Origin of the sequence: Frankia gtarii (genome assembly GCF_025403375.1) — a bacterium.
Lineage (GTDB): Bacteria > Actinomycetota > Actinomycetes > Frankiales > Frankiaceae > Frankia > Frankia gtarii.
On record NZ_JAMPTM010000074.1, the window covers coordinates 1 to 26,445 of the forward strand.

25 protein-coding genes and 1 pseudogene are annotated in these 26,445 nt (G+C 67.8%); 8 read left to right on the forward strand and 18 right to left on the reverse strand.

Annotated features, from left to right (window positions below; translation table 11 throughout):
* A pseudogene (locus tag NBZ83_RS13270) lies at positions 1 to 180 on the forward strand (VapC toxin family PIN domain ribonuclease); the annotation flags it as partial.
* 145 nt (positions 181 to 325) lie between these two features.
* Here NBZ83_RS13270 and NBZ83_RS13275 read toward each other — a convergent pair.
* The 3 genes from NBZ83_RS13275 to NBZ83_RS13285 are packed head-to-tail and all read right to left on the reverse strand — an operon-like array spanning position 326 to position 4,057.
* A complete protein-coding gene (locus NBZ83_RS13275; RefSeq protein WP_011601464.1) occupies positions 326 to 1,348 on the reverse strand; it encodes an ABC transporter permease in 1,023 nt (340 codons plus the stop codon).
* Positions 1,345 to 2,862, reverse strand: a complete 1,518-nt coding sequence (locus NBZ83_RS13280; protein ID WP_261575045.1) for a sugar ABC transporter ATP-binding protein — start codon at positions 2,860 to 2,862, stop codon at positions 1,345 to 1,347. The genes NBZ83_RS13275 and NBZ83_RS13280 overlap by 4 nt, the downstream gene beginning before the upstream one ends.
* Positions 2,863 to 2,902: 40 nt before the next feature.
* Positions 2,903 to 4,057: a hypothetical protein gene (locus NBZ83_RS13285; protein ID WP_261575046.1), complete on the reverse strand. Its 1,155-nt coding sequence runs from the start codon at positions 4,055 to 4,057 to the stop codon at positions 2,903 to 2,905.
* Positions 4,058 to 4,503: 446 nt separating this feature from the next.
* On the opposite strand from NBZ83_RS13285, the gene NBZ83_RS13290 reads away from it, so the two are divergent.
* From NBZ83_RS13290 to NBZ83_RS13300, 3 genes are all read left to right on the forward strand, one after another.
* On the forward strand, positions 4,504 to 5,733 hold the full coding sequence (locus tag NBZ83_RS13290; RefSeq protein ID WP_261575047.1) for a cytochrome P450: 1,230 nt from the start codon (positions 4,504 to 4,506) through the stop codon (positions 5,731 to 5,733).
* A 62-nt stretch (positions 5,734 to 5,795) separates the two neighbouring features.
* Positions 5,796 to 7,355 (forward strand): aldehyde dehydrogenase family protein, encoded by a 1,560-nt coding sequence (locus tag NBZ83_RS13295; RefSeq protein ID WP_261575049.1) that lies wholly within the window; start codon positions 5,796 to 5,798, stop codon positions 7,353 to 7,355.
* Positions 7,356 to 7,405: 50 nt separating this feature from the next.
* On the forward strand, positions 7,406 to 8,518 hold the full coding sequence (locus NBZ83_RS13300) for a Zn-dependent alcohol dehydrogenase (RefSeq protein WP_261567241.1): 1,113 nt from the start codon (positions 7,406 to 7,408) through the stop codon (positions 8,516 to 8,518).
* A gap of 144 nt (positions 8,519 to 8,662) precedes the next feature.
* Here the strand turns inward: NBZ83_RS13300 and NBZ83_RS13305 are convergent, their stop codons facing one another.
* The 13 genes from NBZ83_RS13305 to NBZ83_RS13365 form a co-directional block, all read right to left on the reverse strand.
* Entirely contained in the window at positions 8,663 to 10,972 is a 2,310-nt protein-coding gene (locus NBZ83_RS13305) for an ATP-binding protein (protein ID WP_261575050.1), read from the reverse strand.
* Between the two features lie 179 nt (positions 10,973 to 11,151).
* Positions 11,152 to 12,321, reverse strand: coding sequence for an acyl-CoA dehydrogenase family protein (locus tag NBZ83_RS13310; RefSeq protein WP_251743504.1), 1,170 nt, complete (start codon positions 12,319 to 12,321; stop codon positions 11,152 to 11,154).
* Entirely contained in the window at positions 12,318 to 13,496 is a 1,179-nt protein-coding gene (locus NBZ83_RS13315) for an acyl-CoA dehydrogenase family protein (RefSeq protein WP_251743502.1), read from the reverse strand. Before NBZ83_RS13315 ends, NBZ83_RS13310 begins: the two co-directional genes overlap by 4 nt.
* 27 nt (positions 13,497 to 13,523) lie before the next feature.
* On the reverse strand, positions 13,524 to 14,303 hold the full coding sequence (locus NBZ83_RS13320; protein WP_011601454.1) for an aspartate/glutamate racemase family protein: 780 nt from the start codon (positions 14,301 to 14,303) through the stop codon (positions 13,524 to 13,526).
* An 83-nt stretch (positions 14,304 to 14,386) separates the two neighbouring features.
* Entirely contained in the window at positions 14,387 to 15,142 is a 756-nt protein-coding gene (locus tag NBZ83_RS13325) for an SDR family NAD(P)-dependent oxidoreductase (protein ID WP_197537236.1), read from the reverse strand.
* Positions 15,139 to 15,915: an enoyl-CoA hydratase/isomerase family protein gene (locus NBZ83_RS13330; protein ID WP_261567243.1), complete on the reverse strand. Its 777-nt coding sequence runs from the start codon at positions 15,913 to 15,915 to the stop codon at positions 15,139 to 15,141. Before NBZ83_RS13330 ends, NBZ83_RS13325 begins: the two co-directional genes overlap by 4 nt.
* Positions 15,916 to 15,949: 34 nt before the next feature.
* Entirely contained in the window at positions 15,950 to 16,705 is a 756-nt protein-coding gene (locus NBZ83_RS13335; RefSeq protein ID WP_251743498.1) for an SDR family oxidoreductase, read from the reverse strand.
* Positions 16,702 to 17,142 (reverse strand): Zn-ribbon domain-containing OB-fold protein, encoded by a 441-nt coding sequence (locus NBZ83_RS13340; protein WP_261575051.1) that lies wholly within the window; start codon positions 17,140 to 17,142, stop codon positions 16,702 to 16,704. Before NBZ83_RS13340 ends, NBZ83_RS13335 begins: the two co-directional genes overlap by 4 nt.
* The gene (locus NBZ83_RS13345; RefSeq protein WP_011601449.1) at positions 17,142 to 18,305 is read right to left on the reverse strand and encodes a thiolase family protein; all 1,164 of its coding nucleotides are present in this window, start codon (positions 18,303 to 18,305) and stop codon (positions 17,142 to 17,144) included. Before NBZ83_RS13345 ends, NBZ83_RS13340 begins: the two co-directional genes overlap by 1 nt.
* A gap of 40 nt (positions 18,306 to 18,345) precedes the next feature.
* Positions 18,346 to 20,061 (reverse strand): AMP-binding protein, encoded by a 1,716-nt coding sequence (locus NBZ83_RS13350; RefSeq protein WP_261575052.1) that lies wholly within the window; start codon positions 20,059 to 20,061, stop codon positions 18,346 to 18,348.
* Positions 20,062 to 20,458: 397 nt separating this feature from the next.
* Positions 20,459 to 20,992, reverse strand: coding sequence for a TetR/AcrR family transcriptional regulator (locus tag NBZ83_RS13355; RefSeq protein ID WP_157734281.1), 534 nt, complete (start codon positions 20,990 to 20,992; stop codon positions 20,459 to 20,461).
* 53 nt (positions 20,993 to 21,045) lie between these two features.
* Positions 21,046 to 21,540, reverse strand: a complete 495-nt coding sequence (locus tag NBZ83_RS13360; protein WP_261567245.1) for a nuclear transport factor 2 family protein — start codon at positions 21,538 to 21,540, stop codon at positions 21,046 to 21,048.
* Positions 21,540 to 22,688 carry an NADH:flavin oxidoreductase/NADH oxidase gene (locus NBZ83_RS13365; RefSeq protein ID WP_261575053.1) on the reverse strand — a complete coding sequence of 383 codons (1,149 nt, stop codon included), beginning with the start codon at positions 22,686 to 22,688 and terminating at the stop codon, positions 21,540 to 21,542. Before NBZ83_RS13365 ends, NBZ83_RS13360 begins: the two co-directional genes overlap by 1 nt.
* A gap of 133 nt (positions 22,689 to 22,821) precedes the next feature.
* Between NBZ83_RS13365 and NBZ83_RS13370 the strand changes: the two genes are divergently transcribed.
* A complete protein-coding gene (locus NBZ83_RS13370) occupies positions 22,822 to 23,412 on the forward strand; it encodes a PaaI family thioesterase (protein ID WP_261575054.1) in 591 nt (196 codons plus the stop codon).
* Between the two features lie 24 nt (positions 23,413 to 23,436).
* On the opposite strand, the gene NBZ83_RS13375 is transcribed toward NBZ83_RS13370, so the two are convergent.
* On the reverse strand, positions 23,437 to 24,216 hold the full coding sequence (locus tag NBZ83_RS13375) for an enoyl-CoA hydratase-related protein (RefSeq protein WP_261575055.1): 780 nt from the start codon (positions 24,214 to 24,216) through the stop codon (positions 23,437 to 23,439).
* 4 nt (positions 24,217 to 24,220) lie between these two features.
* Positions 24,221 to 25,135 (reverse strand): NADP-dependent oxidoreductase, encoded by a 915-nt coding sequence (locus tag NBZ83_RS13380; RefSeq protein ID WP_261575056.1) that lies wholly within the window; start codon positions 25,133 to 25,135, stop codon positions 24,221 to 24,223.
* Between the two features lie 113 nt (positions 25,136 to 25,248).
* On the opposite strand from NBZ83_RS13380, the gene NBZ83_RS13385 reads away from it, so the two are divergent.
* From NBZ83_RS13385 to NBZ83_RS13395, 3 genes are all read left to right on the forward strand, one after another.
* Complete coding sequence (locus tag NBZ83_RS13385) at positions 25,249 to 25,419, forward strand: hypothetical protein (RefSeq protein WP_261575057.1); 171 nt, start codon at positions 25,249 to 25,251, stop codon at positions 25,417 to 25,419.
* Positions 25,420 to 25,550: 131 nt separating this feature from the next.
* Complete coding sequence (locus NBZ83_RS13390) at positions 25,551 to 25,694, forward strand: hypothetical protein (RefSeq protein ID WP_261575058.1); 144 nt, start codon at positions 25,551 to 25,553, stop codon at positions 25,692 to 25,694.
* 517 nt (positions 25,695 to 26,211) lie between these two features.
* Positions 26,212 to 26,445 (forward strand): hypothetical protein (locus NBZ83_RS13395; protein ID WP_261575059.1); only part of this gene is annotated, 234 nt, incomplete at its 3' end.

Here is a 26,445-nt window from a genome sequence, read left to right on the forward strand (position 1 = left end):
CGCCCGCCCGCCCAGAAAATCCACACGACCCTGAGCCAACTCGGCATCGCCGGGGGCGCCGTGTATGACGGGCTGGTGGCGCTCGCCGCCAAAGCGCATGGCCTGGCCCTCGCGACAAGGGATGCACGCGCGCGTGGAACCTATGATGCGGTCGGAGTCAAGCTGATTCTGGTCGGCTGAAGCCGTGCCGGCCGAAAGATTGCCTGCCGCCTCGCCCCGCAGTTAGTTTTCAACCGGCGAAGACATTGCACGACACCGAACACCGGGTACTGGAGATACAGGCCAAGCAGCACCTTCCCTGGCTGCGGTCGGTCCAGCGGCCGAATCACTTCCGGCTCGTCCGGGCGGCGAGCGCGACGGCGATGATGAGCGCAGCCCCGTTGAACAGGTCACCGACGTACGACGGTGCGCCGGCGAGCTGGAGGCCTTTCACTCCAACACCTAGCAGGTAGACGGCGACAAGAGTGCCGAGAACATTGACCCGTCCTGACTTGATCTGCGTCGCGCCGAGGAACGCGGCCGAGAAGGCGGGCAGCAGGTAGGGCGGCCCCACGTCGGGACTGCCGAGCCCCAGTTTGGCGGCGAGAATCGCGCCTCCCAGGGCGGACAGGAACCCCGCGAGGATCAGCGAGCGGGCCACCAGGCGGTCCACTCGGAGGCCGGCCAGCCGAGAGGCCTGCGGGTTCGCGCCGACCGCGTAGAAATACCGGCCCACCGGCGTGTACTCGAGGACAAACCACAGGACCAGGGCGATACCAACCAGGTACCACACCGTCACCGGAATGCCCGCTGGTTGCGCGCGCCCGGCCTTGAGTAGATCGGGCGAGAAACCCTTGATCAGCGTCTGGCCATCCGTGATCCAGTAGGAGCCGGCAGCCAGCAGGCTGCCCATTCCCAGGGTCCCGATGAAAGAATTGACCCGGAGTACAATGATGACGAGGCTGTTGACAGCACCAATGACGATGCCGGCAGCAACAGCAGTCAGCACGCTAAGAATGGCATTGACATGATGACCCTGCAGCCACGCCACCAGGCAGACGCTGAACCCCAGAGTCGCAGCGACGGAAAGATCGAAGACTCCGGCGGCGAGCGGCACCACCAACGCGAGGGCGACGATGGCGGCTATCGCCTGGCCGTCCGCGACGCTGCGCGCCGTCTGGCTCGTCAGGAACGTGTCGGGCAGCCAGATGCCGTAGGCGATGATCAAGGCGGCCAGCACGTACAGGCCGCTGAACCGATCGAGGCCCAGCCGCGGAATGATCCGGCCTGAGCGCTTCGTGGGGCCAGCCGAGTCGCGGCCGGTTACTCGCGTCGCTTCCGAAGTTGCCGCGGTGTCGGTGGTGCTCACGTTGTCTCCTTCTGCTTAGCGAGAGTCGCGGCGCTGATATCGTCGGCGACAAGCGGCGCCGTGAGCTCATCGACGACGCGGCCGCTGCGCATTATCAGCACCCGGTCGGCGATCTCTGAGAGTTCTTCGCTGCTGGAGCTGCAGGCGAGCACACCCAGACCGTTCTCGACGGACGCGCGGACGAGTCTGTGCAGTTCTGCCTGCGCTCCGACATCGACGCCCTGCGTCGGTTCGTCGAGGACGAGTACTTTCGGTCCCAGCCGCATTGCTCGGGCGATCATGACCTTTTGCTGGTTACCGCCGGACAGCGAGTCGATCGGCTGCTCCGGACGCGCGGGGCGGATGTCGAACTTCTCCAGCAGGGTGCGCACGTCGGTGCGCTCGGCGGAGCGCCGCAGCAATCCAAAACTGGAGTACGGCGCAAGGTGGGAAATCGTCAGATTCTCACGGACTGAATGGTCGGGGAGCGCGGCGTTCACCGTACGTTCCGCCGGGACGCCCACCACGCCGGCTCTGATGAACAGGTCCGGGCGATTGGACCGCAGCGGCTCACCGTCAATGGCGACGCGTCCAGTGAAAGGCGCGCTGCCAGCGATGAGCCGAGCCAGCTCGTCGCGGCCCGACCCGGTGATGCCCGCCACGCCGACCACCTCGCCGGCGTGGACAGTCAGGTCGACGTCCTGAACGACCTGACCGCACACGCCACTCGCGGTCAGCACCGGTGCGCCGGCGGCAGCCCGCGCGTCACTCCGCACGGCGCGTAGCGCACGGCCGAGCATCAGCTCGATGAGGGAGTCATGGTTGAGTTCGGTCACCGAACGGCTCACGACTACCTCGCCGTCGCGTAGGACGGTCACACGGTCGGCGAGCTCGAAGATCTCCTCGAGATGATGGGAGATGAATATCAGCGCTACGCCCCGGTCGCGGATGAGTCGGAGCAGCCGAAAGAGCCGCTGGATCTCCGCTTTGGGCAGATTGACGGTCGGCTCGTCCAGGACGATGACGTGTGTCCGCCCGCCGTGGTCGGACACCGCCCGGGCGACAGCGATGGCGGTTCGCTCGCTGACCGACAGGCGGCCGATCGGCCGGCGGACGTCGATCTCGTAACCGAGCGCGGCCAGCGCCCTGCGCGCCGCCTCGTGCTCGGAGCGCCACCGGATACGTCGGCCGAACGCGGTGTCAAATCCCCGGCCGAGGGCCAGATTCTCGGCGCAGTTGAGGTCGTCGATAAGCCCAAGATCCTGGTGCACGAACCGGAGCCCGGCGGCGTGCGAATCGGCGGGTTTACCGAAGGAAAGCTCGTTCCCACCGACTTCGATCACACCGCCCGGCTCCGGGCTGTGGTAGCCCGAAAGGATCTTCACAAAGGTGGATTTCCCTGACCCGTTCTCGCCGACGAGCCCGTGGATCTCGCCTGGTGCGATCTCCAGGCTGATGTCCTTCAACGCCCGGGCCCCGCCGAAGGTCTTCGCAAGGTTCACCACCCGCAGGGCTGGTGACGACGAGTTACTCATCCAGAATCCTCAATCGTAAGCGACCCAGTGGGCGAGGCTGCTAGGACAGCAGCCAGAGCTTCTTGTAGGTGTCGGCGAAGTCGCGCACGCCGAGCCAGAAACCCGAGGTGTCGAAGGACGCGCTGCCGATGTTGTCCGACGTGAGCACCTGGGACACCGGGGCGGTGTTCGTCACCGTGCTGATGGGATCGCCGACAGCGGCCCGGGCCGCGATGTCCATCTCTCGCCAGCCAGCGATCGGCGCCTGATCCTGGGCCCAGAAGACCTGCTTCTTGTCGCGCAGTCCCTGGTACTGGTCGACGCCGGGCAGGTAGCCGCCGATCTTGACCTTGTCGGTCAGCCCAGCCGCCGCCAGCGCCGGCTCGACCCCGGTCAGGGCGTCACCGAAGGACGAGACGATGTAGGTGGTGTCGGGATCGCGCTGCAGCGCGCTGACGACCATGCCGGGCAGCTTCGTCCCGAGGTCGGAAAGCTGGAACGACACCGTCTTGACCTCGCACTTGGGGCACCACGGCTTGAGCTGGTTGGCCAGCGACTTCCCGTAGTAGTCGTCGATGGGGAACGCCGTCGACGAAAGAAGCTGGATGACGTCCTCGCCGTTGCCGTGAGCCGCGATATAGGCGGCTGTGGCCTTCGCCATCAGGTCGGTCGAGTGCAGGTCGCAGTCGACGGCGATGAGCGGGCCGGACGGCTTGTCGGTGATGCACTGTGCGATGATCTTCACGCTTTGGCTCTGCGCGCGGGCCACCTGGTCGCCGAACGCCGACATGTTGTAGCCGGCCTCGAAGATGAAGTCCGGCTTCTGATCGAGAGCCTGCGACATCGCCTTGACGGCGTCCTCCGCACCAGTACCAATGACGATCTTTGAATACTTCCAGCCCAACGCCTCCGCGGCGGCCGCTCGTTCCTCGTCGATACGGCGAGCGATGGGCACATTGGCCTCCAGGACGACCACTCTCAGCCCGGGAGGAGCCTTCTTGGTGATCGGCGTCGAGTAGCCGATCCCCGACGGGGCAGCGACGACCTTGGCCAGGTACTCTGCCGCCTCCGACGACGAGCTGGCCGTGCTCTGCGGCTCGGCGGCGCCAGACGCGCCGGCGGTGTCCGACGAACCGCTCGAGCCACACGCGGCGACGCCCACAAGCACTGCGGCCGCCGCCGCCAGGCTAAGGCCGATCCTCTTTCTCGTACGCACTGCTGTCCTCCGATAGCCCAAAGTGAATGTGGGCAGCCGCCGGCCGCTTCAGCGGCGCTGGTGTCTGGTGTCTGGAGTCAGAACGGTGAGGGCGGTCAGGCCGGTGAGGGCGGTCAGGCCGGTGCGAGGCACCCTCGTGACGTCGAGGACTGTCCCATCGCCTGGTGACGTGTGTCTCAGGTGAAAACACCCGGTTGCTCACGTGTTCGGGGGCGAGCCGCTGTCACACCGCCCGCCTGACCAGCGCTTACCTCCAGCCGGCTTTGCGCCGATATGCGCAGTCGCACCTCGTCACACGCTGTGACTCTTCACACACGTCCGTCGACGAGTAGGTGCCGGGTCAGGTGTCAGATCAGGTGTTTTCGCGCAAGACGACGGGCGTCCAGAGGGAGACGCTCGTCACATCGACCGGCTCCGCCAGCCGACTACCGAGAGTTGGGAGAACGGTGACCACCACCCCCACCACCGTCCCGGAGAAGCCCGACGTCCTCTCCGCAGAGTTCGCTCGCGACCCGCACACCTATTACAAGATCATGCGCGACTTCTATCCGGTGCTGCACCACGAGGTCAGCGGCTACTACTTCGTCAGTCGGTACGAGGACGTGGCCCGGATCTACAAGGACTCGGTCGGCTTCTCGAACGAGAACTACGCGTTCCAGATGGAGCCCGTCATTGGCAAGACCGTCATCCAGATGGGTGGACGCGAACACGCCATCAACCGGCAGCTCATCACGCCGGCCCTGCGCGGCAACTACCTTGAGGAGCTGCTCCCCCAGGTCGACGAACTGGCGACCGAGATGATCGACAAGTTCCGGACCGCCGGTCGCGTCGACCTGGCGGAGGATTTCACCAAATGGTTCCCGATCAACGTGATCGTCAAGATGCTCGACCTGCCCCGTGAAGATCTGCCGAATTTTCACGAGTGGTACTCCTCGCTGATGGCGTTCCTCGCGAATCTCACGAACGACCCGGAGATCCACGCCTGGGGAATGCGCACCCAGCAGGAGTATCCGGCCTACATTCTGCCGATCATCGCCGAGCGTCGGCGGAATCCCGGTACCGACCTGATCTCGCGCCTCACCCAGGCCGAAATCAACGACGAGCAGTTCTCCGACGAGCAGATCAAGGCCCTGATCGGCCTGCTGCTGATCGCGGGTGGCGAGACCACCGACAAGTCGATCGCGAGCACGCTCAAATATCTGATCATGCACCCTGAGCAGCTTGAGGCCGTCCGCCAGGACCCCTCCCTCGCGACCCGCGCGCTGGTGGAGACGCTTCGCTACCACCCACCCGTGCAGATCATCCTCCGCACGACGACCGACGACGTCGAGGTGGCGGGAACCGTGATCCCGGTGGGGAGCGTCGTCGGCTGTGTCAACGGCGCGGCCAATCGGGACGAGCGTCGGTTCGATGACCCTGACACATACAACATCTTCCGCGCGGACATCAACATCAGGCAGGCCTTCGCCGGTTCGGCCGACCACATCGCCTTCGCACTCGGCCGCCACTTCTGCGTCGGCTCCCTGCTGGCCAAGCGCGAGGCCGAAACGGCCATCAACCAGATCCTCGCCGCGATGCCGGACATCCGCTTCGCGGACGGCATCGAACCCACCGACGCGGGCCTGTTCACCCGCGGTCCCGAATCTCTCATCGTGGAGTTCACTCCCGCCAGCTGACGGCTCCCTCGCGAGCAACCGTCCTTCCTCTCGGCAAGGGCCCCTCTCGGCAAGGACAGGCTATGACTTCCACCATCGAAAGCCCCGCTCTCGCGTCCAGCGAGGTCTCGGTCCCACATTATCGGCTGTTCATCGACGGACAATGGGTCGACACCTCGGAACAGTACGTCATCGTCAATCCCGCAACGGAGGAGACGGTCGCCACGGCGGCCAAAGGTGGCATTGACCAGGCGGACGCCGCCGTCGCGGCGGCCCGCCGTGCGTTCGAGCAAGGCGTCTGGCGCAGTCTTCCGCCGGTGCGCCGCGCGGCGGTTCTGGAAGCCGTGGCCGACGCTCTCGAGGCTCGTTCCGAGGAGCTGGCGGCGACGGCGACGCGCGAGGGCGGCGCGCCGCTGTACCTCTCCATGGGCCTGAATGCGATCACGCCGGTGTCCAATCTCCGGTACTTCGCCGAGCTGGCCCGCCGGTACCAGTTCGAGGCTCCCGGGCCGGTCGTCGGCGGCATCGCGCACGGGGGCGTCATCCGCAGGGAGCCGATCGGCGTCTGCGCGGCGATCGTGCCCTGGAACTTCCCGCTGGCCCTCGCGGTCTGGAAGATCGGCCCCGCCCTCGCGGCGGGCAACTCCGTGGTCCTCAAGACCGACGAGAAGACCCCGATCGGCGCCCTCGAACTGGCGCGGGAGCTGCAGGCCGCCGGTCTGCCGGACGGCGTGTTCAACGTCGTCACCGGGGACGGCGAGGTCGTCGGCGCCCACCTCGCCGCCCATCCCGATGTCAACAAGATCGGCTTCACCGGCTCGTCCGAGGTCGGCCGGAAGGTGGCCGAGGCCGCGGGCCGGAGCAACCTCAAGCGAGTCACGCTCGAGCTGGGCGGCAAGGGCCCGAACATCGTGCTGGCAGACGCCGACATGCAGATGGCGGTCGACGGCGCGATCTGGGGCTTCCTCATGCACGCCGGACAGGCCTGCGAGTCCGGGACCCGCCTGCTGCTGCCGAGTTCGGTCCACGACCGGTTCGTCGCGCGGCTGGTCGAGCGGCTGGCCACAGTCAGGATCGGCGACCCGCTGGACCCCACCTCCAACCTCGGCCCGCTGATCAGCGCGGCGCAGCGGGACCGGGTCCTCAGGTACGTCGAGCTGGCCCGAGTGGAGGGGGCCACCGTCGCGTGCGGCGGGCGCGTGCCCGCGGGCACCGACAAGGGGTACTGGGTCGAGCCGACCGTCCTCACCGACGTCACGAACGACATGAGGGTCGCTCGGGAGGAGATCTTCGGCCCCGTCCTGTGCGTCCTGCGTTACGACACGGTGGACGAGGCCATCGAGATCGCCAACGACAGCGACTTCGGCCTGGCCGCCGGCGTCTGGAGCAGCAACGTGGACGCCGCACTGGACGTGGCCCGACGGCTGGAGGCCGGGTCAGTCTGGATCAACGATTTCCACATGGCCAACGAGAACTACCCGTTCGGTGGGTTCAAGCAGAGCGGGGTGGGTCGCGAACTCGGCGTGAACGCCCTCGACGCCTACACGGAGGCCAAGTCCATCCAGATCAGCATGGAGCCGGACATTCAGAAGCGGGCCTACGGCCTCGCACTGTCCACCCCCGCCCCCGCGTGGGGCGACTGATGCGTCGACACGCGTAGCCATCCACCTGAAGCAGGAGAGGGACCACTGACGTGAAGACCAAGGCCGCAGTCCTCTACGAGGCGGGCAAGCCGTTCGAGATCGAGGAGCTCGAGATCGTCAAGCCGGGGGCCGAGGAGGTGCTCGTCCGCTACGACTACTCCGGCCTCTGCCATTCCGATCTCCACATGGTGAAGGGCCACCTCCCCTTCCGGGCCCCGATGGTCTTCGGCCATGAGGGAGCCGGCGAGATCCTCGAGGCCGGGTCCAACGTCACCGGTTTCCATCCCGGCGACCACTTCGTCGCTTCGTTCTACCCTGTGTGCGGCCGGTGCCGCTGGTGTGCGACCGGCAACTCCCGACTGTGCGACCTCGGCGCGAACGGCCTGGAAGGCTTTCTCCCGGGTGGCCGCTTCCCCTTCAGGGGCAAGAGCGGCGAGTACGGCTCGATGATGACGCTGGGCACCTTCAGTCAGTACGCGACCGTGCACCAGAACTCGATCGTCAAGATCGACGACGACCTCCCACTGGACAAGGCGGCCCTCGTCGGCTGCGGGGTGCCCACCGGCTGGGGTTCCGCGGTCAACTCGGCCGAGGTCCGGCCCGGTGACACCGTGGTCATCTACGGCATCGGCGGCATCGGCACCAACGCGGTCCAGGGTGCGGCCTACGCCGGCGCGCAGCACCTGATCGCCGTCGATCCCGCGCCGGACAGACGGGAGAGCGCGAAGCGCTTCGGGGCGACGCACACCGCCGCCACGGCGGATGAGGCACTCGAGCTGGTCACGCAGCTCACGCGCGGGGTCGGCGCCGACAGCACCATCATCACGGTCGACGAGCTGACCGCCGAGGTCGTATCGCAGGCCACCGAGGCGACTTCCAAGGGCGGAACCATCGTCATCACGTCGATGGGTCAGTACGAGGACGAGACGATCAAGCTCTCCGGGGTTCAGCTGGCACTCTGGGGCAAGCGGATACAGGGCTCCCTCTACGGCGGGTGCAACCCCCTGTACGACATTCCGAAGCTGCTTTCCCTCTACCGCACCGGCCACGTCAAGCTGGATGAGCTCATCACGAGCATCTACACCTTGGAGCAGGTCAACGACGGCTACGACGACCTGATGGCGCACAGGAACATCCGCGGCATCATCGCGCACGAGCACTAGACCGCCGGTGGACATCTCGCCGGGGTGAGGCGGGGTGAGGCGGGGATCGACGGGTATTCCGCGCGGTGACGCGCGGGATCCCGTCCCTCGCCGGGTATTCCGCCGCAATCCCGTCGACTCGAGGTGGTGAACGGTCGCAGGCTTCTAACGCCCGGACTCGACCGGCTCTCGGCGTGCCATCCACACGGCGACCTGGGATCGGGAGCGGAAGTTCAGCTTGGCCAGGATTCGGTTCACGTGGCCCTCGACGGTGCGGCGCGAAATGGTGAGCGACCCGGCGATGTCGGCGTTGCTCAGCCCCTGGTAAATCAAGCGGCTGATCTCCCGCTCGCGAGCGGTCAGCGCGTCGCCGTGCGAGCGGTCCGGCGGGACGGTGAGGCTGGCCCGGACCGACGACATGTCCAGGACGAAGTCGATGGCTTCCTCGATGTCCAGGGCGAGCCCCGCGGCGAACTCACGCTCAAAGTTCTCGACTCCCGTCGCATGACGGATGCCTTCCACGTACTCCGCCCGTCGCGCCGTCAAGAACGCTGATCCGAACAGGGGCTGCCGCCCGCCCATGGCCCGGCACAGCATGCGACCAATCCCGAGCAGCCGGGCGGCGTACTCCAGCCGTCCCAGGTCGACCGCGTCCCACACCATGACCTCGACGCAGGCTGAAGCGCCCAGCCAGTCACGCAGGGATGCCTTGGCGGTGAGGGCAATACGCAGTGACTCGACGGAACGTGCCGGCTCTCCGGCGAAGTGGTGGACCAGTCCGCGGTTCCAGTGCGCCCAGGAGGCCGCCCACCGCTCGTCGTGGGCTTCCGCCTGGGCCACCGCCACGTCGCACTGTCGCCGCCCTTCATCGATCCGGCCGGCGAGAGTGTGGAGCATTGCGAGCTGGGCGCCGCAGAGGATACTCAGCGCCCCGTCCTCTCCGGCCTTCCGGTGGCGGCGCTGGGCGTCCTCGAGCAGCAGCAGGGCGCCCTCGGAGTTCCCGCCCAGCTCTTCGAGCGTGCCGAGGAACTGCATGGCGGTCGCGGCCGCCGAGGCGTCACCGATCGCCCGACCCATGTCCCGGGCCGCCTCCAGGTGAAGCCGAGCGTTGGCCTTGTCTCCCTGGACCATCTCGTACCACCCGAGCACCCATAGGGCCTTTGCGCGCGCCGGCGTCGACTCGGGATTCTCCGCGAGCGCGCGTTGTAACCAACGACAGCCGTCACGCAGGTGGCCACAGGCATTCCAGTAAAACCAGAGCGCACCCGTCATCTCGAGGCCGATCAGCCGCTCCGAGCTCCGCGAGAGGGAGTAGCCGACGGCGGAGCGGATGTTGGGAAGCTCACCCTGAAGCCGCCGGACCGTGACGAGCTGCTCGTCCCCGGTCGAGGTGTGCGTACTTTCCAGCGCCAGACCGAGGTAGTGGTCGCGGTGCCGACGACGCCACGTCTCCACCTGTTCACAACGCTCGAGCCCGAAGACGCGCAGGCTTTCCAGAAGCCGGTAGCGTGGGGCGGCCTCGATCACGTTGCAGGTTACGACCGACTTCTCCACCAGATTCCCGATCAGTGGAACAATCTCGTCCCCGGTCAGGCCGTCACCGGCACACACCTCCCGGGCGGCGGCGAGGCTGAAGGACCCGCTGAAGATCGCCAGCCGGCTCCACAAGGCCTGCTCCTGGGGCGTGCAGAGATCGTGGCTCCACTCGATCGCCTTGCGCAGGGTGTGGTGGCGGAGTGGGCCAGCCTCGTTCCCCCGGTCGAGCACGCGGAAGATCGGCACGTCATCCGACAGCATCTGCGGAAGATCGAAGGAGCGCGTGCGGACCGCGGCCAGCTCGATGGCGAGAGGGATGCCGTCGAGGCGGCGGCAGAGCTCACCCACCATCCGGAGCCGGTCGGCGGTGACCACGAAGTCCGGTGCGACCGACAGCGCCCGGTCCAGGAAGAGCTTCACGGCATCGCTGTCGGCAGCGGAGTTCGACGACGGCGCCGGCAGGCTCAGCGGGGGAACCCGCCAGGTGCGCTCGCCGAAGATGCCGAGTGGCTCACGACTCGTCGCGAGAACCCTGACCCCGGGCGCTGTGGGCAGCAGGGCGCCCATCAGCCGCCCGCACGCGGCGAGGAGGTGCTCGCAGTTGTCGAGTACCAGCAGGATGTCGCGCTCCTGGAGGGCCCGGCCCAGGCTCGGCAGCGATTCGCCGCCGCTGTCCAGCGCCAGGCCCAGCGCCGCGGCGATCGCCGCCGCGACCTGGTCGCCGTGGGCGACCTCGGCGAGCTCGACGAAGACGACGGAGTCCACCAGGTCGCCCGCCTGCCGGCGCAGCACCTCTTTGGCTAATCGGGTCTTTCCCACCCCGCCGGGTCCGGTCAGGGTCATCAGCCGCGAGCAGGACAGGAGCTCCGCGATCTGGACGCACTCCTGCTCCCGGCCCACGAAGCGGGTGAGGTCGGCGGGAACGGGAGAACATGTCATGACAGCTCCGACCTGACGCCGCTGAATCTGGTGAGAGCGCTCGAGACTAGAGCGATGCGGGAAGTTGGTCAACAAGGATTCGAGCGTGCGACCGGTAGATCGGTATTCGAGGTGCCAGGTCAGCCGCACCCGCCCTATGCACGATGTTCCTCCAGGGTCCGGTCATGGACGGACGGCCATCAGCGCCGACGCGACCAGTTGTGGATGTTGTTGCGCTGGATCGCCGACGAGCCACCGATGATCGGCATCAGGAGGGCATCGCGGACGTAGCGCTCCACATCGAAGTCGGCGACATACCCGTACGCGCCGAGGATCGTCTGGGCGTCGAGCACGACCTGCCGGCAGGTCTCGGTGACGAAGAGCTTCGCCATGGACGTCTGCACGCCACAGACGTCGTTCCGGTCGGCCAACTCGGCCGCATCGTCGAGAACCAGGCGCGACGCGTAGAGCTGGACCCGCATGTCCGCCAAGGTGTGCGCGACCGACTGGTGCTTCAGGATCGGCACGCCAAACTGCTCGCGTTGCTCGGCGTAGGCCAGCGCGTCCTCGTACGCGGCGATCCCCAGGCCCAGCGCCATGGCCGCGACCTCGAGCTTCTCGACGTCGAGACCGGTCCCAGTGATCATCGACCAACCGCGGTTCCACCCGTCCTCACCCCCCATCAGCAGGTCGGCCGGCACTCGCACGTCGTCGAAGACGACATCGGTCGTCTGGCTGCCCTTGATGCCCATCGCGTCGATCGGCGTGATGGTCACGCCCTCGGCGTCGGGCGGGACGAGGACCAGGCTCAGGTTGCGGTACCTCGCTCCGCCGGGGTCGGAGTTGGCCAGCGTGTAGATGTAGTCGCTGAGGCCGGCGCCGGTGCAGAAGCGTTTGGCACCGTTGATGACCAGCTCGTCACCGTCGCGCCGCACCGTGGTTCTCACGCTCGCCAGGTCGGCCCCGACATCCGGCTCCGTCCAGCCGTAGGCGAACAGCATGCGCCCGGCCGCGATCTCCGGCAGCCACTGCGCCTTCTGTTCCTTCGAGGCGCAGTCGACGACCGTCATCCCGGCGTAGCAGGCGGCCATGATGTACGGGATGGCCACGGCCATGCTCCGCTTCGACAGCTCCTCGATCACCATCAGCGTCGCGTGGATGTCGCGACCGACACCGCCGTGCTCCTCCGGGATGGCCAGGCCCATCACGCCCAGCTCGGCCAACTCGTCGAGGACGGGGCGCGGGAAATGCGCCGCCTTGTCCCACCCCGCGGCGTCGGAACGCGACATCTTCTCGGACACGAACCGGCGCACGACGGAACGGAGCTCGAGCGCGTCCTCGGTGAGGTAGCGGTTGGTTTCGATGCTCATCGTCCCGCGCCAGCGGCCTTGTAGGTCTCGCGGGCGATGATCACCTTCATGATCTCGCTGGTGCCCGCGCCGATCTCGTGGTGCTTGGCGTCGCGGTAGAGCCGCGCGGCGGGGTACTCCTCCATCAGGCCGTAGCCGCCGAGGATCTGGACCACCTCCCGCGAAGCCTCGACCGCCACCTGCGAGCTGTAGAGCTTGAGGATCGCCGAGGATCTGGTGAGCTCCTCGCCCCGTTCCAGCTCGCGGATGAGGTGATAGAACATCACGCGGGACATCTCCACACCGGTCGCGATCCGGGCGATCTTGTCCTGGGTCAGCTGGTAGGACGAGAGCTGTTCGCCGAACACCGTCCGCTGGCCGGAGTACTCCACCGCCAGCTCCAGGCAGGCCTGGGCTATGCCGGTGTTGGACGCCCCCTCGAACACCCGCTCCAGGTCGAGGCCCTCGAGCATGTAGTAGAAGCCCATGTCGACCTCGCCGAGTACCTGGTCCCGCGAGACCCGCACGTTGTCCAGAAAGACCTCGGCGGTCGGCGAACTCCGCAGCGAAAGCTTGTCGAAGGGCTGGCCCACCGACAGGCCAGGGGTGTCCTTCTCGACAAAGAACGCGGTGCCACCCCGGGCTCGGCGGTTCTCGCCGCTGGTCCGGGCGAACACCAGGAAGACGTCCGCGATCGGAGCGTTGGTGATGAAGGTCTTGGAGCCGTCGATGACCCACTCGTCCCCGTCGAGCCGGGCTGTCGTCCTGGGACTGAGCGCGTCCGAACCGCCGTGCGGCTCGGTCAGGCAGATGGACGCCGACGACGTTCCCGCGATGAGCGGCACGAGGTACTTGCGCTTCTGTCCCTCGGTGCCTCGTTTGATCAGGTGGCGCGCGATCAGGCTCATGTTCACGAAGAGCGTGGCATCGAGGCCGGCATCCACCCGCGCCGTCTCCTCGGCCACGATGGCCCGGGTCATCAGGCTTCCGCCGCCACCGCCGTACTCCTCCGGAGCGAAGCAGCCGAGCAGCCCCTGGTCCCCCATCAGCTTGAGCAGCTCGGCCGGCGGCCGTCCCGCGCGTTCCATGTCGGGCACGATCGGCCGGACGTGCGTGTCCATGAATCGGCGCACCACCGTCTGGAACTCGCGCTCCTCCTCGGTCAGCAGCGAGTGGGCAACGGAAGCGTTCACCATCTTCTTCTCCTCTGGTTGAACCCGCGCTCAGAGCCCGAACAGGGCCCGGACGCGATCGGTGTCGGCCTCGGCGAGCCGCTGGGTGTAGCCCGTGCGACTGGTCGGGGGAAGGCCGCCCTTCTGGGTCAGCTCGACGCGCAGCTCGAGTGTCTTGAGCCCGACGCTGAGGGTCTCGAAGACCGGGATTCCGCCGTCGATGCTGTGCAGACCCGCGGCCGCCGCCATCGTGCTCAGACCGGCCGAGCCGATGACGATGGCACCGGCGCCCCGGTCGACGAGCTTCCCGGCCTGGCGGCGAATGTCCTCCACCACGAAGTCCGGATTGCCGAAGCCTTCGGTGAACGCCTTCGCCGACGGCGTCTCGATCCGTTCGACGCCGACGCACCGGTCAAGCAGACCGTTGCGGGCGATCAGGCTGTGACAGGTCTCCGCCCAGGCGCGGTCCTCGACCGTCACCACGCCGAACCGGTAGGCGTAGGAGCTCGCGAGATGGAGCGTCGCCTCCCAGGGGCCGACGACCGGGATGTCGACCAGGGTGCGCGCCTCGGTGATGCCCGGGTCCCCGCTGCACGCGACCATCGCGCCGTCGACCCCGCTGCGACCGGCATCCAGGATGTTGTGGATCACGTCGACGGCGTTCAGCAGGTACGGGTAGCCGAAGACGGTGTCGGAGGCGCGCCTGAGCCTGGCCCAGCGGTGAACGATCTCGGTCTCCGGACGCTTCACGCGGTTGAAGACCTCGGTGACCATCTCGGTGTACGGCTCGGATCCACGCTCGGCGTTGATGTGTACGACGGCAAGTCGCATCTCGCATCTCCCTGAAATAAAATCAAGCGCCCGTTCGATATTGTGGGGAAAGCAGGTCCCGGGGTCAAGAGCCGTGCACCAGCTCAGCGCAGGGCGCCGACCGAAAGCCCGCCGCAGACCGTCAGGGTCTGCCCCGTGATGTAGGCCGACTCGGGCGAGACCAGGAAGGAGACGGCCGCCGCGATCTCCTCGGGGTGGCCCGCCCGGCCCACCGGGATCTGGGCCACCTGGGCCGCCTGGAACTCCGCCGGCGTGCCGAGGAACATTCCGGTGGCGATCACGCCGGGCTCGATGCAGTTGACCGTGACCCCGTGGCGGGCCAGCTCGACCGCGGCCGACCGGGTCAGGCCTTCGATCCCGCCCTTGGCCGAGCTGTAGCTGATCCCGGCGACGACCCCACGCGCCGCCACCGAGCTCGTGTTCACGATCCGGCCGAAGCCCGCGGCCTTCATCCCGGGCCCGAAGGCACGCACCGTGTGCATCGTCGCGAACAGGTGCGTCCGCAGCACGAGCTCGAAGTCGGCGTCGGACAGCTTGGACAGGACCGAGTTACGCACCGCACCGGCCAGGTTCACGAGCGCGGCCACCGGTCGGCCGAACGCCGCCGCAGCCTCGTCCCTGAGCTCGTCGACCCGCGCCGGGTCGCTGATGTCAGCGACCGCCACGACGGCCCGGCCGCCGACCGAGGTGATGGACTCCGCCACCGCCCGCGCACCCTCCGGGACGATGTCGACGACCACCACGCTCCAGCCGTCGTCGGCCAGGCGCCGGGACACCGCAGCGCCGAGACCTCCACCGCCCCCCGTGACGACGGCGACGTCCCCGTCCACAGTCCTCACCGTCGCTCGTACGCGGGAGCGCGGCGCTCGAGGAAGGCGGCGATGCCCTCACGGTGGTCGGCGGTCTCGAACAGAGCGGCAAAGATCTCAACCTCGCGTCGATGTCCCTCGTCGAGCGAGTGCCGCAGGCGGTAGTTGGCCGACCGCTTCGCCGCTTCGACGGCCAACGGCCCCGCGGAGTTGATCCGGGCGGCGACGTCGAGCGCGGCCTCGACGGCCTTCCCTGCGTCGCACACCTGGTCGACGAGGCCGATCCGCGCAGCCTCGGTGGCCGTCAACCGGTCGCCGGTGAACAGCAGCCGCTTCGCCGTGCCGACGGGAAGGGCCGAAAACAGCATCTGCGTTCCACCCGCGCCGGGGATCAGGCCGAGTTGCACCTCGGTGACACCGATCTTCGCCTGCTCGTCGGCAATGGCGAAGTCACAGGACAGCAGGAGCTCCAGACCGCCCCCGAGGGCGTGCCCGTTGACCGCCGCGATCACCGGGACCCGAAGATCGAACAGGGCGTTCTGCATGCGCTGCACCCGCAGTGCCATGTCGGCCGCGCCCCGGCGGTCGATCTCGGTGAAGTACCGGATGTCGCCACCGGCAACGAAACACCGTCCCGCCCCGGTCAGAATCATCGACCGGGCCGTGGTGTCCTCCTCGACCTCGCGCGCCGCTCGCTCGATGTCCGCCGCGACGTCGGGATGGAGGGCGTTCACCGGCGGGTTGTCGATGGTGACGACACGCGTGGCGCCGACCCGCTCGAACCGGACATGCTGGTAGCTCATCAGGAGCCTCTTTCCGCACAGAGAGGGCGCCGGGTCAGACCATCCGACGGACGACGGACATGGGCAGGACCTTCAGGCCGGCGGCGAACGCCGTCCAGGGCCAGCGCGGCACGCAGGCGTCACGGACCTCTCGCTGGATGGCGTCGACCATCGCCGTGCAGCCGACGTCCGCGTCCATCAGCAGCGGGTGGCGTCGCCCGGACCTGCTCTGCATCTCCGAGTCGATGTAGCCCGGCCGGATCGTCGAGACCGTGATGGGAAGCCCCTTGGCCCGGACATCCCCGCGGATGCCCTCGGCGAGGTGGGTGAGTGCCACCTTCGAGGCGGCGTACACGTTCATCGGTCCGGGCATGCCTCGGGCGGCCACCACCGAGGAGATCACCACGAGCTGGCCGCGGCCCTGCCGGTACAGGATGCGCATGGCGGCCTCGCACTGGGCGATGCCGCCTACGAAGTTGGTCAGAGCGGTGTCGCGGTTGCCGCGCAAGTGCCCCGCCCCGACCGCCGAGCCCTTCCCCAGCCCGGCGTTGACGATGATCCGGTCCAGGTGCCCGAGGTGCTGCGCCGCGGCTTCGAACGCCTCGAAGACGGCGTCGTGGTCGTTGACGTCCAGGGCGTAGGTCGCGACGGTCCGGCCCGGGTGCTCCGTCACGACGGCGGTACGGAGCTCGTTCAGCCGGTCGAGGCGGCGAGCCGTGATCGCGAGGTCAGCACCGCGCGCGGCGAAGATCCGCGCCATGCCGGCGCCCAGGCCAGCGCTGGCCCCGGTGATGAGCACGCTCTCACTCATGACAGCTTGCCCGCCCGGGTGAAGACCGGGACGACACGGCCGGCCCGCTCGGCGAAGTCCAGCTCCAGGCGGTCCCCGATGGCCAGGCCCTCGACGTCACCCACGACGTTGGACATCATGATCGGCCCCTCGTCGAAGCGGACCAGGGCCACGACGTACGGTGCGTAGTCGGCGAACGGGCCGCTGCCGCGGTGCACCACGCTGAAGGACTCGAGGACCGCGCCGCCAGCCGGCCGACGCCACTCGAGCTCCGAGGTGGGAGCCCAGCAGTGCGAGCAGAGGCTACGCGGGTAGAACTGCCAGGCGTCGCAGGCCGTGCAGTGCTGGAGCCAGAACTCCCGGCGCGAGCAGCCGTCCCAGAAGGTGGCCTCCACGTCGCCGGACGGGTCGACCTTCCGCACCGCGTCGGCCCCCACCGCGTCGGCGCCGTCGTTCATCACGAACTCCCCAGGATCAGGAAACCATTGTTCGCCAGCCAGCTCCCCTGTCCGTGCACGAGCCCGAGCCCGGCGTCCCGCACCTGCCTCGGCCCCGCCTCACCGCGAAGCTGGGTGACCGCCTCGACGACCGAGTCGAGGGCGGCGCCCATGCCGGGATGGCGGAAGGCCAGCGTGCCGCCGTGGGTGTTCATCGGCAGGCGGCCACCGATCTCGATGGCACCGTCCTCGACGAAGGCGCCGCCCTCGCCCGGACCGCAGAATCCGATCGACTCCAGCAGGATCAGGGGCACGATCGTGGCCGGATCGTAGAACTGCACGAAGTCAACGTCCGTCAGCTCCGCGTCCGCCTGTCGCAGGGCGAGGTCCGCGGCCCGGCGGATGTGCGCGAAGTGGACCAGACTCGGCGCCTGGGACAGGCTCATGAACGCACTCGCCTCGCCGTACCCCAGCAGCGCCACCGAGCGGCGGTCGACCCGCTCGCGGGTCACGACGAAGCCCTGCGCCCCACCGGTGGAGATCAGGGCGAGCATCGACCGCGTCAGCGGCGTCGACACCAGGACGTCGTCGACGACGGATCGCACGGTCAGCTCGCCCGACACCTCGGTGTGTGGGTTGAGCAGGCCGTGCTTGCGGATGCTGACCGCGACCCGGGCGAGCTGCTCCATGCTGGTGCCGTAGTCGTGGACGTGCCGGGCGGCCATGAGCGCGAAAGCCGTCGGGATCAGCGGACCGAACGGTCGCTCGTAGCTGGCGTCGAAACTCTTCATATAGAGGTCGATCGCCCCCTCGAGGCCGAGCGTGGTGGCGAAGGTGTCGGCCGACAGCACGAGCACGTTGGTGGCGAGTCCGGCGCGAACGGCCGAACGGGCGAGGTGCAGGACGTCGGTGGCCGGCCGACCGCCGTAGGGGGCCATCGCCGTATAGGCGGCCCCGAGGCCCAGATACTCGGCGACCTCGGCGGGATTACGTTCGAACGGCTGCGGGATCGAGGAGGAGAGCACCAGACCATCGATGGCCGCTCGGTCGAGGCCCGCGTCGGCGACGGCATCGGCGGCGGCCGCGGCGAGCAGATTCAGGTACGCCGGGGCCGGCCGGCCGCGGCCGACGATCTCCTGAGCCGATCCGGAGATGTAGACCGGCGGGCCCTGGTTCGCACTCATCCGTCCGCCCACCGGCGGGCGCCTGGCAGCGAGCGGGCGGTCATGCCTGCTCCTCGCGCAGTACGTCGGCGAGTTCCCTGCGCAGCACGAACTTCTGGACCTTTCCTGAGGGCGTGCGAGGGAGCTGGTCCACCAGGACCAGACGCTGCGGCCAGAACGGCTTCGCCATGCCGGCCGCGTCGAGGAAGCGGGCGACGTTCTCCAGTGTGAGCGAGGAGCCGGACGGGCGCGGAACGACCATGGCGCAGACCCGCTCGCCGAGCCGCTCGTCGGGATAGGCGACGACCGCGACCTCCTGGACCTCCGGGTGCTTGTAGAGCGCACTCTCGATCTCGACCGCGGAGATGTTCTGGCCACCTCGAATGATGATGTCCTTGCTTCTCCCCGCGATCCGGATCGCGCCGTCCGGAAGGACCTTGCCGAGGTCTCCGGTGTCGTACCACCCATCCGCGGTGAACGCATCCAGGGTGAGATCCTCCCGGCCGAAATAGCCGGCGAACACCCCGGGCCCGCGTACCTGCAGATTGCCGATCGTCCCCGCGGGAACCGGCGCCAGGTCGTCGTCCACCACCCGGGTCTCCTGCCAGGGCACCGGGTAGCCGTCGCTCGCGTCGAGCACGTCCAGCGCGGCACCGAGATGGTGGATGCTGGCGATCCCGGTCTCGGAGCACCCCCACAGGGGGACCAGGCTCGTCGAGAAGATCTGGTCCATGTCGACCGCGACGCCGGGCGGGATCGAGGCACCGCCGCAGGCGAAGGCCCGAAGTTTACTGGCGAGCGGCCGGGGGCGGTGCTTCTGCGCGTCGACCATGTCGAGTGCGAAGGTGGTGGCCGAGAGCGTCCAGGTGAGCCCTTCGGTCTCCAGCAGGTCCAGCATCTGGTCGACGTCCCACTGGTCCTGGTAGACGACCTTCTGCCCCAGGGAGAGGGGGACGAGCATGCCGTGGATGAATCCGGTCAGATGCCCCAGGGTCGATGCCATGAACGCAATGTCGTCGGACTTCAGATCCAGGGCGTTCACAATGACGTTGCGATAGCCGGACCATGCGGTGTTGAAGGTGTGCAGGGCCGCCTTGGGCTTGCCTGTCGTGCCGGAGGTGAATACCAGCATCGCGAGGTCGTCGGCTCCCGGACGCAGCGAATCGAGTGTCGCGCCGAGAGCCGGATCTAACTCCCGCCGAGGCTCAATAAACTGGCGCGTGAAGTGCAGTTCGCTGCTGACGGCATCGTCGGCGTTGATGAAGTACACGTGCTCCAGCGACGCGATCTCGCGGTGGAGACGAGCCCCCATCTCCGCGAAGTCGTATCCGCGGAAGTGCTGGGGCGCGACATACACCGCGCTCCCCGCCTCCTCGAGCATGTGCCGCACCTCGTGCTCCCGATAGATGATCGGGATCGGGTTGGGAACCGCACCGACGCGCATGGTGGCGAGCGCCAGTGCCGGGCCTTCCCAGCCGTTCGCGACCTGGATCGACACCACCTTCCCCGGGCCGGTGCCGATGTCAAGTAACGCCGCGGCGAACCGGTCGACATAGGCACGCAGCTGGCCATAGGTCACGGTCTCCGGCAGCAGGCGGCCCTTGGCGTAGGAGACGACGGCGGCCTTGTCCGGAGTGCTGTCGGCGTGATCGAGAAAGTCGTCCAGGAAGGTCCGATGACGCCACTGTCCCTCAGCCCGGAAACGCTGGACCTCGGCCGGATCGAACAAACGCATCCCCGCGGCCAGCCGGGTTCCCTTGAGCTGCTTGCGCTCCATCGCCGTCTCCTTGATCGTGCGGCGCCTGTGGTCGGTCTCACTATTCGAGCGGACGCTTGATTCATTACACTACTGTCACTCGCCACGCGTGGTCAACGGGGACGGCGGACGCCGGTGCGGCCGATCCGGCGCTGGGGCCAGCGCGGGGACGCGCTCCAGCCGCCCGCGCCCGAGCGGCGCCCGCGGCTGTTGAGGTACCGAAGGTGATCGCGCTGACCAGGTGGCTGGTGTTGGAAGCGGCCGGTGCGTCTCCGCGACCGCCCTGGCGCGCGATCAGAGACCAGCCCGGACAACTACCGGGTGGTCAGGACGACGAATGTGTCGGTAACGCCGGTGCTTCGACCTCGAGATGCGCGCCGGGGCTACGCCGCACACCGTCGGCGGCGCGTCAGCCAGCTCATTTCAGGCCGACCATGCGGCGCGTCAGTTCAAGGAAGTCCATGGTCAGCACTTCGAGCCCGAAGGGGCCGGCAGGGTCATACCAGCTGGAAATCGCGGTCAGCGAGGACAGGATGGCGTTCCGCGTGATCCGAGGGTGGGTGAGATCGAAGATCCCGGCAGCAGCGCCGTCCTGAAGGATCTCGGCGAGGATCAGATCGAACCGATCCCGCCGTTGCAGGTAAGACTCCTGTCGATCATGCGTGAGCGACCGGACCTCGATGCTCGCGATGAATGTCTCCTCACGTCGGACGACGTGCCACCGGACGAGGGTGCGAACGTAGGCCTCGAGTCGAGAGACGGGCTCCGTCAGGCCTTCGAGGTTCTGCTCGAGGTCCAGGAGGATCTCGTCGAGCAGGTCGACCAGGAGACGGTGCAGAAAATCTTCCTTGCTGGAGAAGTAGTAGTACAGCGACCCCGGCTTGAGACCGGCCGCCTCAGCGAGCTGTCGCGTGTTCATAGCTTCAAAGCCGTGGCGGTACAGCAGACTCACACCAGCGGCACGCACCCGCTTCCAGGTCTCGTCACGGTTGGACCCTGCGATTCTCACGGGTCTGCCTTCCTCCCCATCCCTTGCGATGCCGGGTGCCGGACGGCCACCTCGATTCCATCCGTGACCAGCCACCTGCGCACGATACGACGAAGAATCTTCCATTCACCGTCGACGAGCCGGTATTCGTCATCGTACGTGGCCGCCACGAGGCTCGGCCGGTCGTCATGGTCGACGCAGATCGCAAAGGAGTCGCTGACCCCGGTCGCCGAGTCGGGGCCCGACCGGGTCACCACCTGGTTCGTGGTCCAGTGGTGCGTCGAGGCGTACGCCGCGCGCACGAAGTCCAGAGCGGTGGCGAGCTCGGTGTGACCGGAGAAGCGCCCGGATCGCCGGCCGATGACGTACTCGCCTCGGCTGTGCCAAATCGACAGGAACGTCTCCTGGTCAGCCCGGTCGACGCCGTGACAGTAACGGGCGCCGAGTTCGACGCACTTCGCCCGCACCCAGAGCTCCTCCAGCCGGTCGACCGACTCCTCCGGACTACTCATCACCGCCCACCCGCCAGCCGCTCACCACGCGCGAGACGGTCCAACTGCCGTTGCCGCTTGGCCAGCCAGGATCTGCTCTGGATCGGCAGGAGGTCGAAGCGATCGGCGAAATCGTACTGGCCGAGCTGTTCGCGCGCGTGCACCGGCCAGCTGGGATTCGCGAGCGCCTCACGGCCGAGTGCGACGAGGTCGGCGTGCCCGTCCCGCACGATGGCGTCCGCCTGCGCTGGTTCGGTCACCAGACCCACCGCGACCGTCGGCACGCCGGCGCGGGCCCGTATCTCGCCGGCCCAACCGACCTGGTAGCCGGGTCGGATCCCGTGGGTGTAACTGCCTCCGTAGCCTCCCGAGGAGCAGTCGACCGCGTCAACCCCGAGTGCCCTCAGGCGCCGGGCGAACTCGACGGTCTGCTCGATGTCGATGCCGTCGGTGCCGTTGTCGACGGCTGCGACGCGGACCAGCAACGGCTTGCCGTCCGGCCAGGCGGCCCGCACGGCGTCGACGACCTGAAGAGGGAACCGCATCCGACCCTCGAGGGAGCCGCCGTAGTTGTCTTCACGCGTGTTGCTCAGTGGCGAGAGGAAGGAGTGCAAGAGATACCCGTGGGCCATATGCAGCTCGATGGCGTCCGCACCGACCCGGTGCGCACGCTCGGCGGCGGAGCGCCAGAGATCGAGCTGCGCCGCGAGCTCCTCGGACCGCAGCGCCACGGGGCGCTGCCACCCCTCGAGGTACGGCGCGTCCGTAACCGACCGAATCTCCCACCGGCCCGACGCCGGCCGGTCCGGCTCCGACGCCCAGGGCGGGAGCGTAGCCGCCTTCGGGCCGGCGTGGGCGAGCTGGATCCCGAAGCGCGCGCCCGCCCCGCGCACACAGTCGGCGATCCGGCGCAACGGGTCGATCTGGTCGTCGCTCCATAGTCCGAGGTCACCGTAGGTCAGCCGCCCATCAGCGGTTACCGCGGTGGCCTCGGCCATGACGAGACCGAATCCACCCAGCGCGAACCGCCCCAGGTGGACCAGGTGGTAGTCGTTCGCGAGCCCGTCGGTGGCGGAGTACTGACACATCGGAGAGAGGACCGTGCGGTTGCGCAGGGTGACCTCGCGCAAGGTGAACTCGTCGAAGAGTCGTGCCCCGGTATGGCTCATCGGACATCCCTCCGGGCTAGATTCGATCGAGCGCTCGTTAGGTACCGTAGGCCACGTCCAGATGTCGCGTCAATAGATCAGCACATGTCGTTCAGCCCACCAACCGTTCTTTGTGATGGAAAGGATTCATGCCATGGTCGCAAGCGTCCCGACCGCGCTCGAGCGCAGGACCTACCGAAACGCCGTCGACGCCGCGGTTCGCATACTCGATCGACTTGCGGTGATCGAGCCCGACGCCGACACGCTGAGAAAATGCGAGAGAGCCCTGACGCAGGTGGAGGATGCCCTGCGATCGCTGCCAACTCTGCCTGAGGACGTGGAAGCACCCGCGCATGCGCCCGGAAACCCTCGGTTCAACCCCGCGGAGCGCGGTCTCGTCCCGGCATTCGCCATCGACGCCGGGGATACTGGGCAGCTGGTCGGACGCGTTCAGTTCAGCCCTCGGTTCGGCGGCACCGCATCCGTTCACGGCGGTGCGCTCAGCCTCTTCTTCGACGACGCGCTCGGAATGGTCGCCAACGGATCCGTGACCGGCGGCGTAGCCCGCACCGCCTTCCTCCGAATCGACTACCGGAGCTTGGCTCCGTTGGATGTCGAGCTCCGCTGCCGGGTCTGGATCGAGGCCGTGGATGGCCGCAAGCGCTTCATCCGCGGCGAACTGTGCCACGGCGACAGGCTGGTCGCCGAGGCGGAAGGCCTGTGGGTCGCCCCGCGTACGCGCTGATCTCAGCCGACCGGGGCAACAACATCACGCAGAGTAGTTCGGGATCCGTTGTTCGAGCGTGGCCAGGCGCGCCTCCACCGAATCAGGATGACCCGAAAGCTCCCGGGTGAGGCCCTGTTCAAAGGTGTAGCCGGGCTGAAGATCCAGGAGCTCGATGGCGTTCAAGCTGCGCTTGGCCATCCGGATCGCGGCCAAGCTGTGCCGGACGACGCGGCCTGCGTGCTCTCGAGCCCGAGCGACCACCGCGTCCGGTGTGGTCACCGCGAGGACGGCACCCAACGCCTCGAGCCGGCGCACATCGATCGGCTCTCCGGTCAGATACATCCAGCGCAGAATCGGCTCGGGCACCAGGCGGGCGAGGTGACGGGCGCCCCCCATGATTCCGACGCCGATCTCCGGAGTGCAGAACCGCGCATTGTCGGCGGCAACCACGAAGTCGCACGAGGCGGCGATCGCGAGGCCGGTGCCCACCGCCGCGCCCTGTACCGCGCCGACCACGGCGACCGGGCAGTCCTGGATGGCAAAGAAAGCGGCGCGGACCTCGGCCATTCTTTCGTCGGAGTTCTCCGGGGTCAGCGTTCCGAACTCGTGCAGATCATTACCCGCGCAGAAGTGACGACCCCGGCCGGCAAGCACGATGACCTTCGTGCTGGGGGCGTAGGTGTCGTGCGACGAGAAAAACGCCTCGATCTCACGATACATGGCCTGCGAGACCGAGTTTACCGGTGGACGCGCGAGCCAGACGGTGGTAATGGCGCCACTGATTTCAATCTCGATATGCTCGAACGCGTTCTCGAGAAGCATGCTGTCACCAGTCCTCACGGATGAGGACGACGTTTCGTTGACCATCCTGCTCGAACTCCCTGTGCGCGGCGTGAATGTTCTTCATGGGGAAGATGCTCGTCGTCTCGAGGGTGAGGACGGCCGCGCCCAAGAGCTCGACCAACTCCTCAAGATCGGCGCCGGACTCCTCGGTGATGAGGACGGTGCGGCGCTGCGACCGTCGCGCGAGCACGTCACGCGCGGGCGCACGGTCGGGGACAAGGCAGATGTAGAGGCCGCCGTCGACGAGAGCCGGGGAGAAGTCGGCTCCGGCCGCGTCGATGACCACGTCGACCGAACGGGTCGGCGGCTGGCCGACGTGTGGGGTGAACAGCTCATGGGTCGGCAACTGATCTGCCTGTTCCGGGCGGCGAACCAGTCCGTGGACCCGCGCACCCCGGTCAAGCAGCAGCTCGACGGCGAGACGACCGACGGAGCCGGCCGCCCCGCAGACGAGGACGGCCGTCCCCGGCCCCGGCTTCGCTCGCTGGACCGCCTGGTAGGCGGTGAGACCGGCGAGAGGGAGTCGGGCCAGCGAGAGCGGATCCATGTGCGCGGGCAGGCGCGCCACGGACGTCCGAGGCAGACAGACGCGCTCGGACCACGCGCCTACCCCCGTGAGCGCCACGGCCGACATGGCGAGTACCTGTGTGCCTGGGGCCAGGTCAGTCACCTCCGCACCCGTTTCGACGACCGTCCCGGCGAGGTCGTATCCCAGGGTGAAGGGATAGGCCCCCCGCAGTGGCACGACAGCGCCGGTGCGGATCTTGACGTCGGCGGGGTTGATGGACGACGCGATCAACTCGATCTTCACCTCGTCCGGCCGCGGCGTCAGGTCCTCGACGGACCGCACGACCAGGGACGTGATCCCACCCGGCGCCTCCACCTGGACCGCGAGCATCTCCATCACCCTCCGCTCGCCATGATAAATCGTGCGCTCGTTAGAATCTACCATCCACGTCGCTCTGATCGAGCTCACCGCCCACGTCCCTCTCACCCACCGCCGGCCGGGGCGTGCGGGCCGCGACCGCCCGGACGATGGTGGCCAGTGCGCAGGTCCCGCAGGTCCCGCAGGTCCCGGTGTTCCACCCCGTCGACGTCACCGCGACCATGGAACTGCTCGACCAGCTCCGCGAGCTGCCGGAGTTCGCCGAGCTACGCTCTCCATGCGGCTACGGTGGGTGATCAGTCCAGGTAGATCGGGTCGTCGGGGTCGTCCGGGCCGTCCGGTGTTGTCAGCGCGACGAGATCAAAGAAGCCGCCGCCGTCGTCGCGGAGCTCTGCGGCGAGTTCGGCCGGGTTCGTGGTAGTCAGCGGTGTTCGACCGGCTGGAGATCGTCTACACGACGCTCTTCGAGCGGGCTTCCGCGCTCGCGCTGACGGTGCCCGAGGCGGAGCTGACGTACAAGTACCACTCGATCCAGGCGTTAGGTCCGGCCGAGATGCCAATCACCTGGTAGGAGCGCCGGCGGTCGCCACGTGAGCGCGAGTCCCGGCCCCCCGGCCAAAGAGATACACGCGAGGTCCGCTCCGCCATGCCTGACGGCTCGGTCTACTCACTGATCGCAACGTAGCCACCCCCGATGTTCCGCCCCGCGGACGGCTCGACGCCTCGCCCCTACCCGAACCTGGCTCTTCCCCCAATACTCGGGACCACAAGTCCCAAGGGACGACAGGCATGATCTGCGCACTTGATCGGCGGAAAGGGACGGTGAGCGAGTAGTTACCATTGATCGGTTCGTCGGGCCCTCGAGTCCGGCGCCTACGTGGACCATCGCAGGCGCCGCCACGGGGAGAGCGCCGCGCGGACCGGCCGCCGCAAAAACGGACGGTCACCGTCCTCGATCTTGCTCATCATCGCAGGTCAGTGGCACTGCCGGCCGGACCGGCGAAGCTCCGCTGCCATACAGAGGCCATTCCGGGTGGCAACATCCGCGGACGTTGGCGAACGAATATCCCGGCTCCCGGATCGCTCCCGTGGCCTCGTACCAGCGCAAACGGCGCCGAGATACCCGACGGCCGGCCACCACGGAAAAGGATCTTCACGACCTCCCGCCCGGAAAGCGGGCGGTCAGCTCCACCATTTTCGCAGGTCAGCTGGGGTTCGACGTGGAGCACCGCCGGGATTGCACGGTCACGTTGCCACACAACGATCTAGAGTTGATCGAAAAATCCGGCATTTCCGCAAGTCAAATGGGTGGGCAGGGGCGG

What these genes read in the sequence shown, in the direction of transcription:
- NBZ83_RS13280 (WP_261575045.1), bottom strand. Translation starts at nt 2,862, where the DNA reads ATGAGTAACTCGTCGTCACCAGCCCTGCGGGTGGTGAACCTTGCGAAG.
- NBZ83_RS13295 (WP_261575049.1), top strand. Translation starts at nt 5,796, where the DNA reads ATGACTTCCACCATCGAAAGCCCCGCTCTCGCGTCCAGCGAGGTCTCG.
- NBZ83_RS13305 (WP_261575050.1), bottom strand. Translation starts at nt 10,972, where the DNA reads ATGACATGTTCTCCCGTTCCCGCCGACCTCACCCGCTTCGTGGGCCGG.
- NBZ83_RS13310 (WP_251743504.1), bottom strand. Translation starts at nt 12,321, where the DNA reads ATGAGCATCGAAACCAACCGCTACCTCACCGAGGACGCGCTCGAGCTC.
- NBZ83_RS13315 (WP_251743502.1), bottom strand. Translation starts at nt 13,496, where the DNA reads ATGGTGAACGCTTCCGTTGCCCACTCGCTGCTGACCGAGGAGGAGCGC.
- NBZ83_RS13320 (WP_011601454.1), bottom strand. Translation starts at nt 14,303, where the DNA reads ATGCGACTTGCCGTCGTACACATCAACGCCGAGCGTGGATCCGAGCCG.
- NBZ83_RS13330 (WP_261567243.1), bottom strand. Translation starts at nt 15,915, where the DNA reads ATGAGCTACCAGCATGTCCGGTTCGAGCGGGTCGGCGCCACGCGTGTC.
- NBZ83_RS13335 (WP_251743498.1), bottom strand. Translation starts at nt 16,705, where the DNA reads ATGAGTGAGAGCGTGCTCATCACCGGGGCCAGCGCTGGCCTGGGCGCC.
- NBZ83_RS13340 (WP_261575051.1), bottom strand. Translation starts at nt 17,142, where the DNA reads ATGAACGACGGCGCCGACGCGGTGGGGGCCGACGCGGTGCGGAAGGTC.
- NBZ83_RS13345 (WP_011601449.1), bottom strand. Translation starts at nt 18,305, where the DNA reads ATGAGTGCGAACCAGGGCCCGCCGGTCTACATCTCCGGATCGGCTCAG.
- NBZ83_RS13350 (WP_261575052.1), bottom strand. Translation starts at nt 20,061, where the DNA reads ATGGAGCGCAAGCAGCTCAAGGGAACCCGGCTGGCCGCGGGGATGCGT.
- NBZ83_RS13360 (WP_261567245.1), bottom strand. Translation starts at nt 21,540, where the DNA reads ATGAGTAGTCCGGAGGAGTCGGTCGACCGGCTGGAGGAGCTCTGGGTG.
- NBZ83_RS13365 (WP_261575053.1), bottom strand. Translation starts at nt 22,688, where the DNA reads ATGAGCCATACCGGGGCACGACTCTTCGACGAGTTCACCTTGCGCGAG.
- NBZ83_RS13370 (WP_261575054.1), top strand. Translation starts at nt 22,822, where the DNA reads ATGGTCGCAAGCGTCCCGACCGCGCTCGAGCGCAGGACCTACCGAAAC.
- NBZ83_RS13375 (WP_261575055.1), bottom strand. Translation starts at nt 24,216, where the DNA reads ATGCTTCTCGAGAACGCGTTCGAGCATATCGAGATTGAAATCAGTGGC.
- NBZ83_RS13380 (WP_261575056.1), bottom strand. Translation starts at nt 25,135, where the DNA reads ATGCTCGCGGTCCAGGTGGAGGCGCCGGGTGGGATCACGTCCCTGGTC.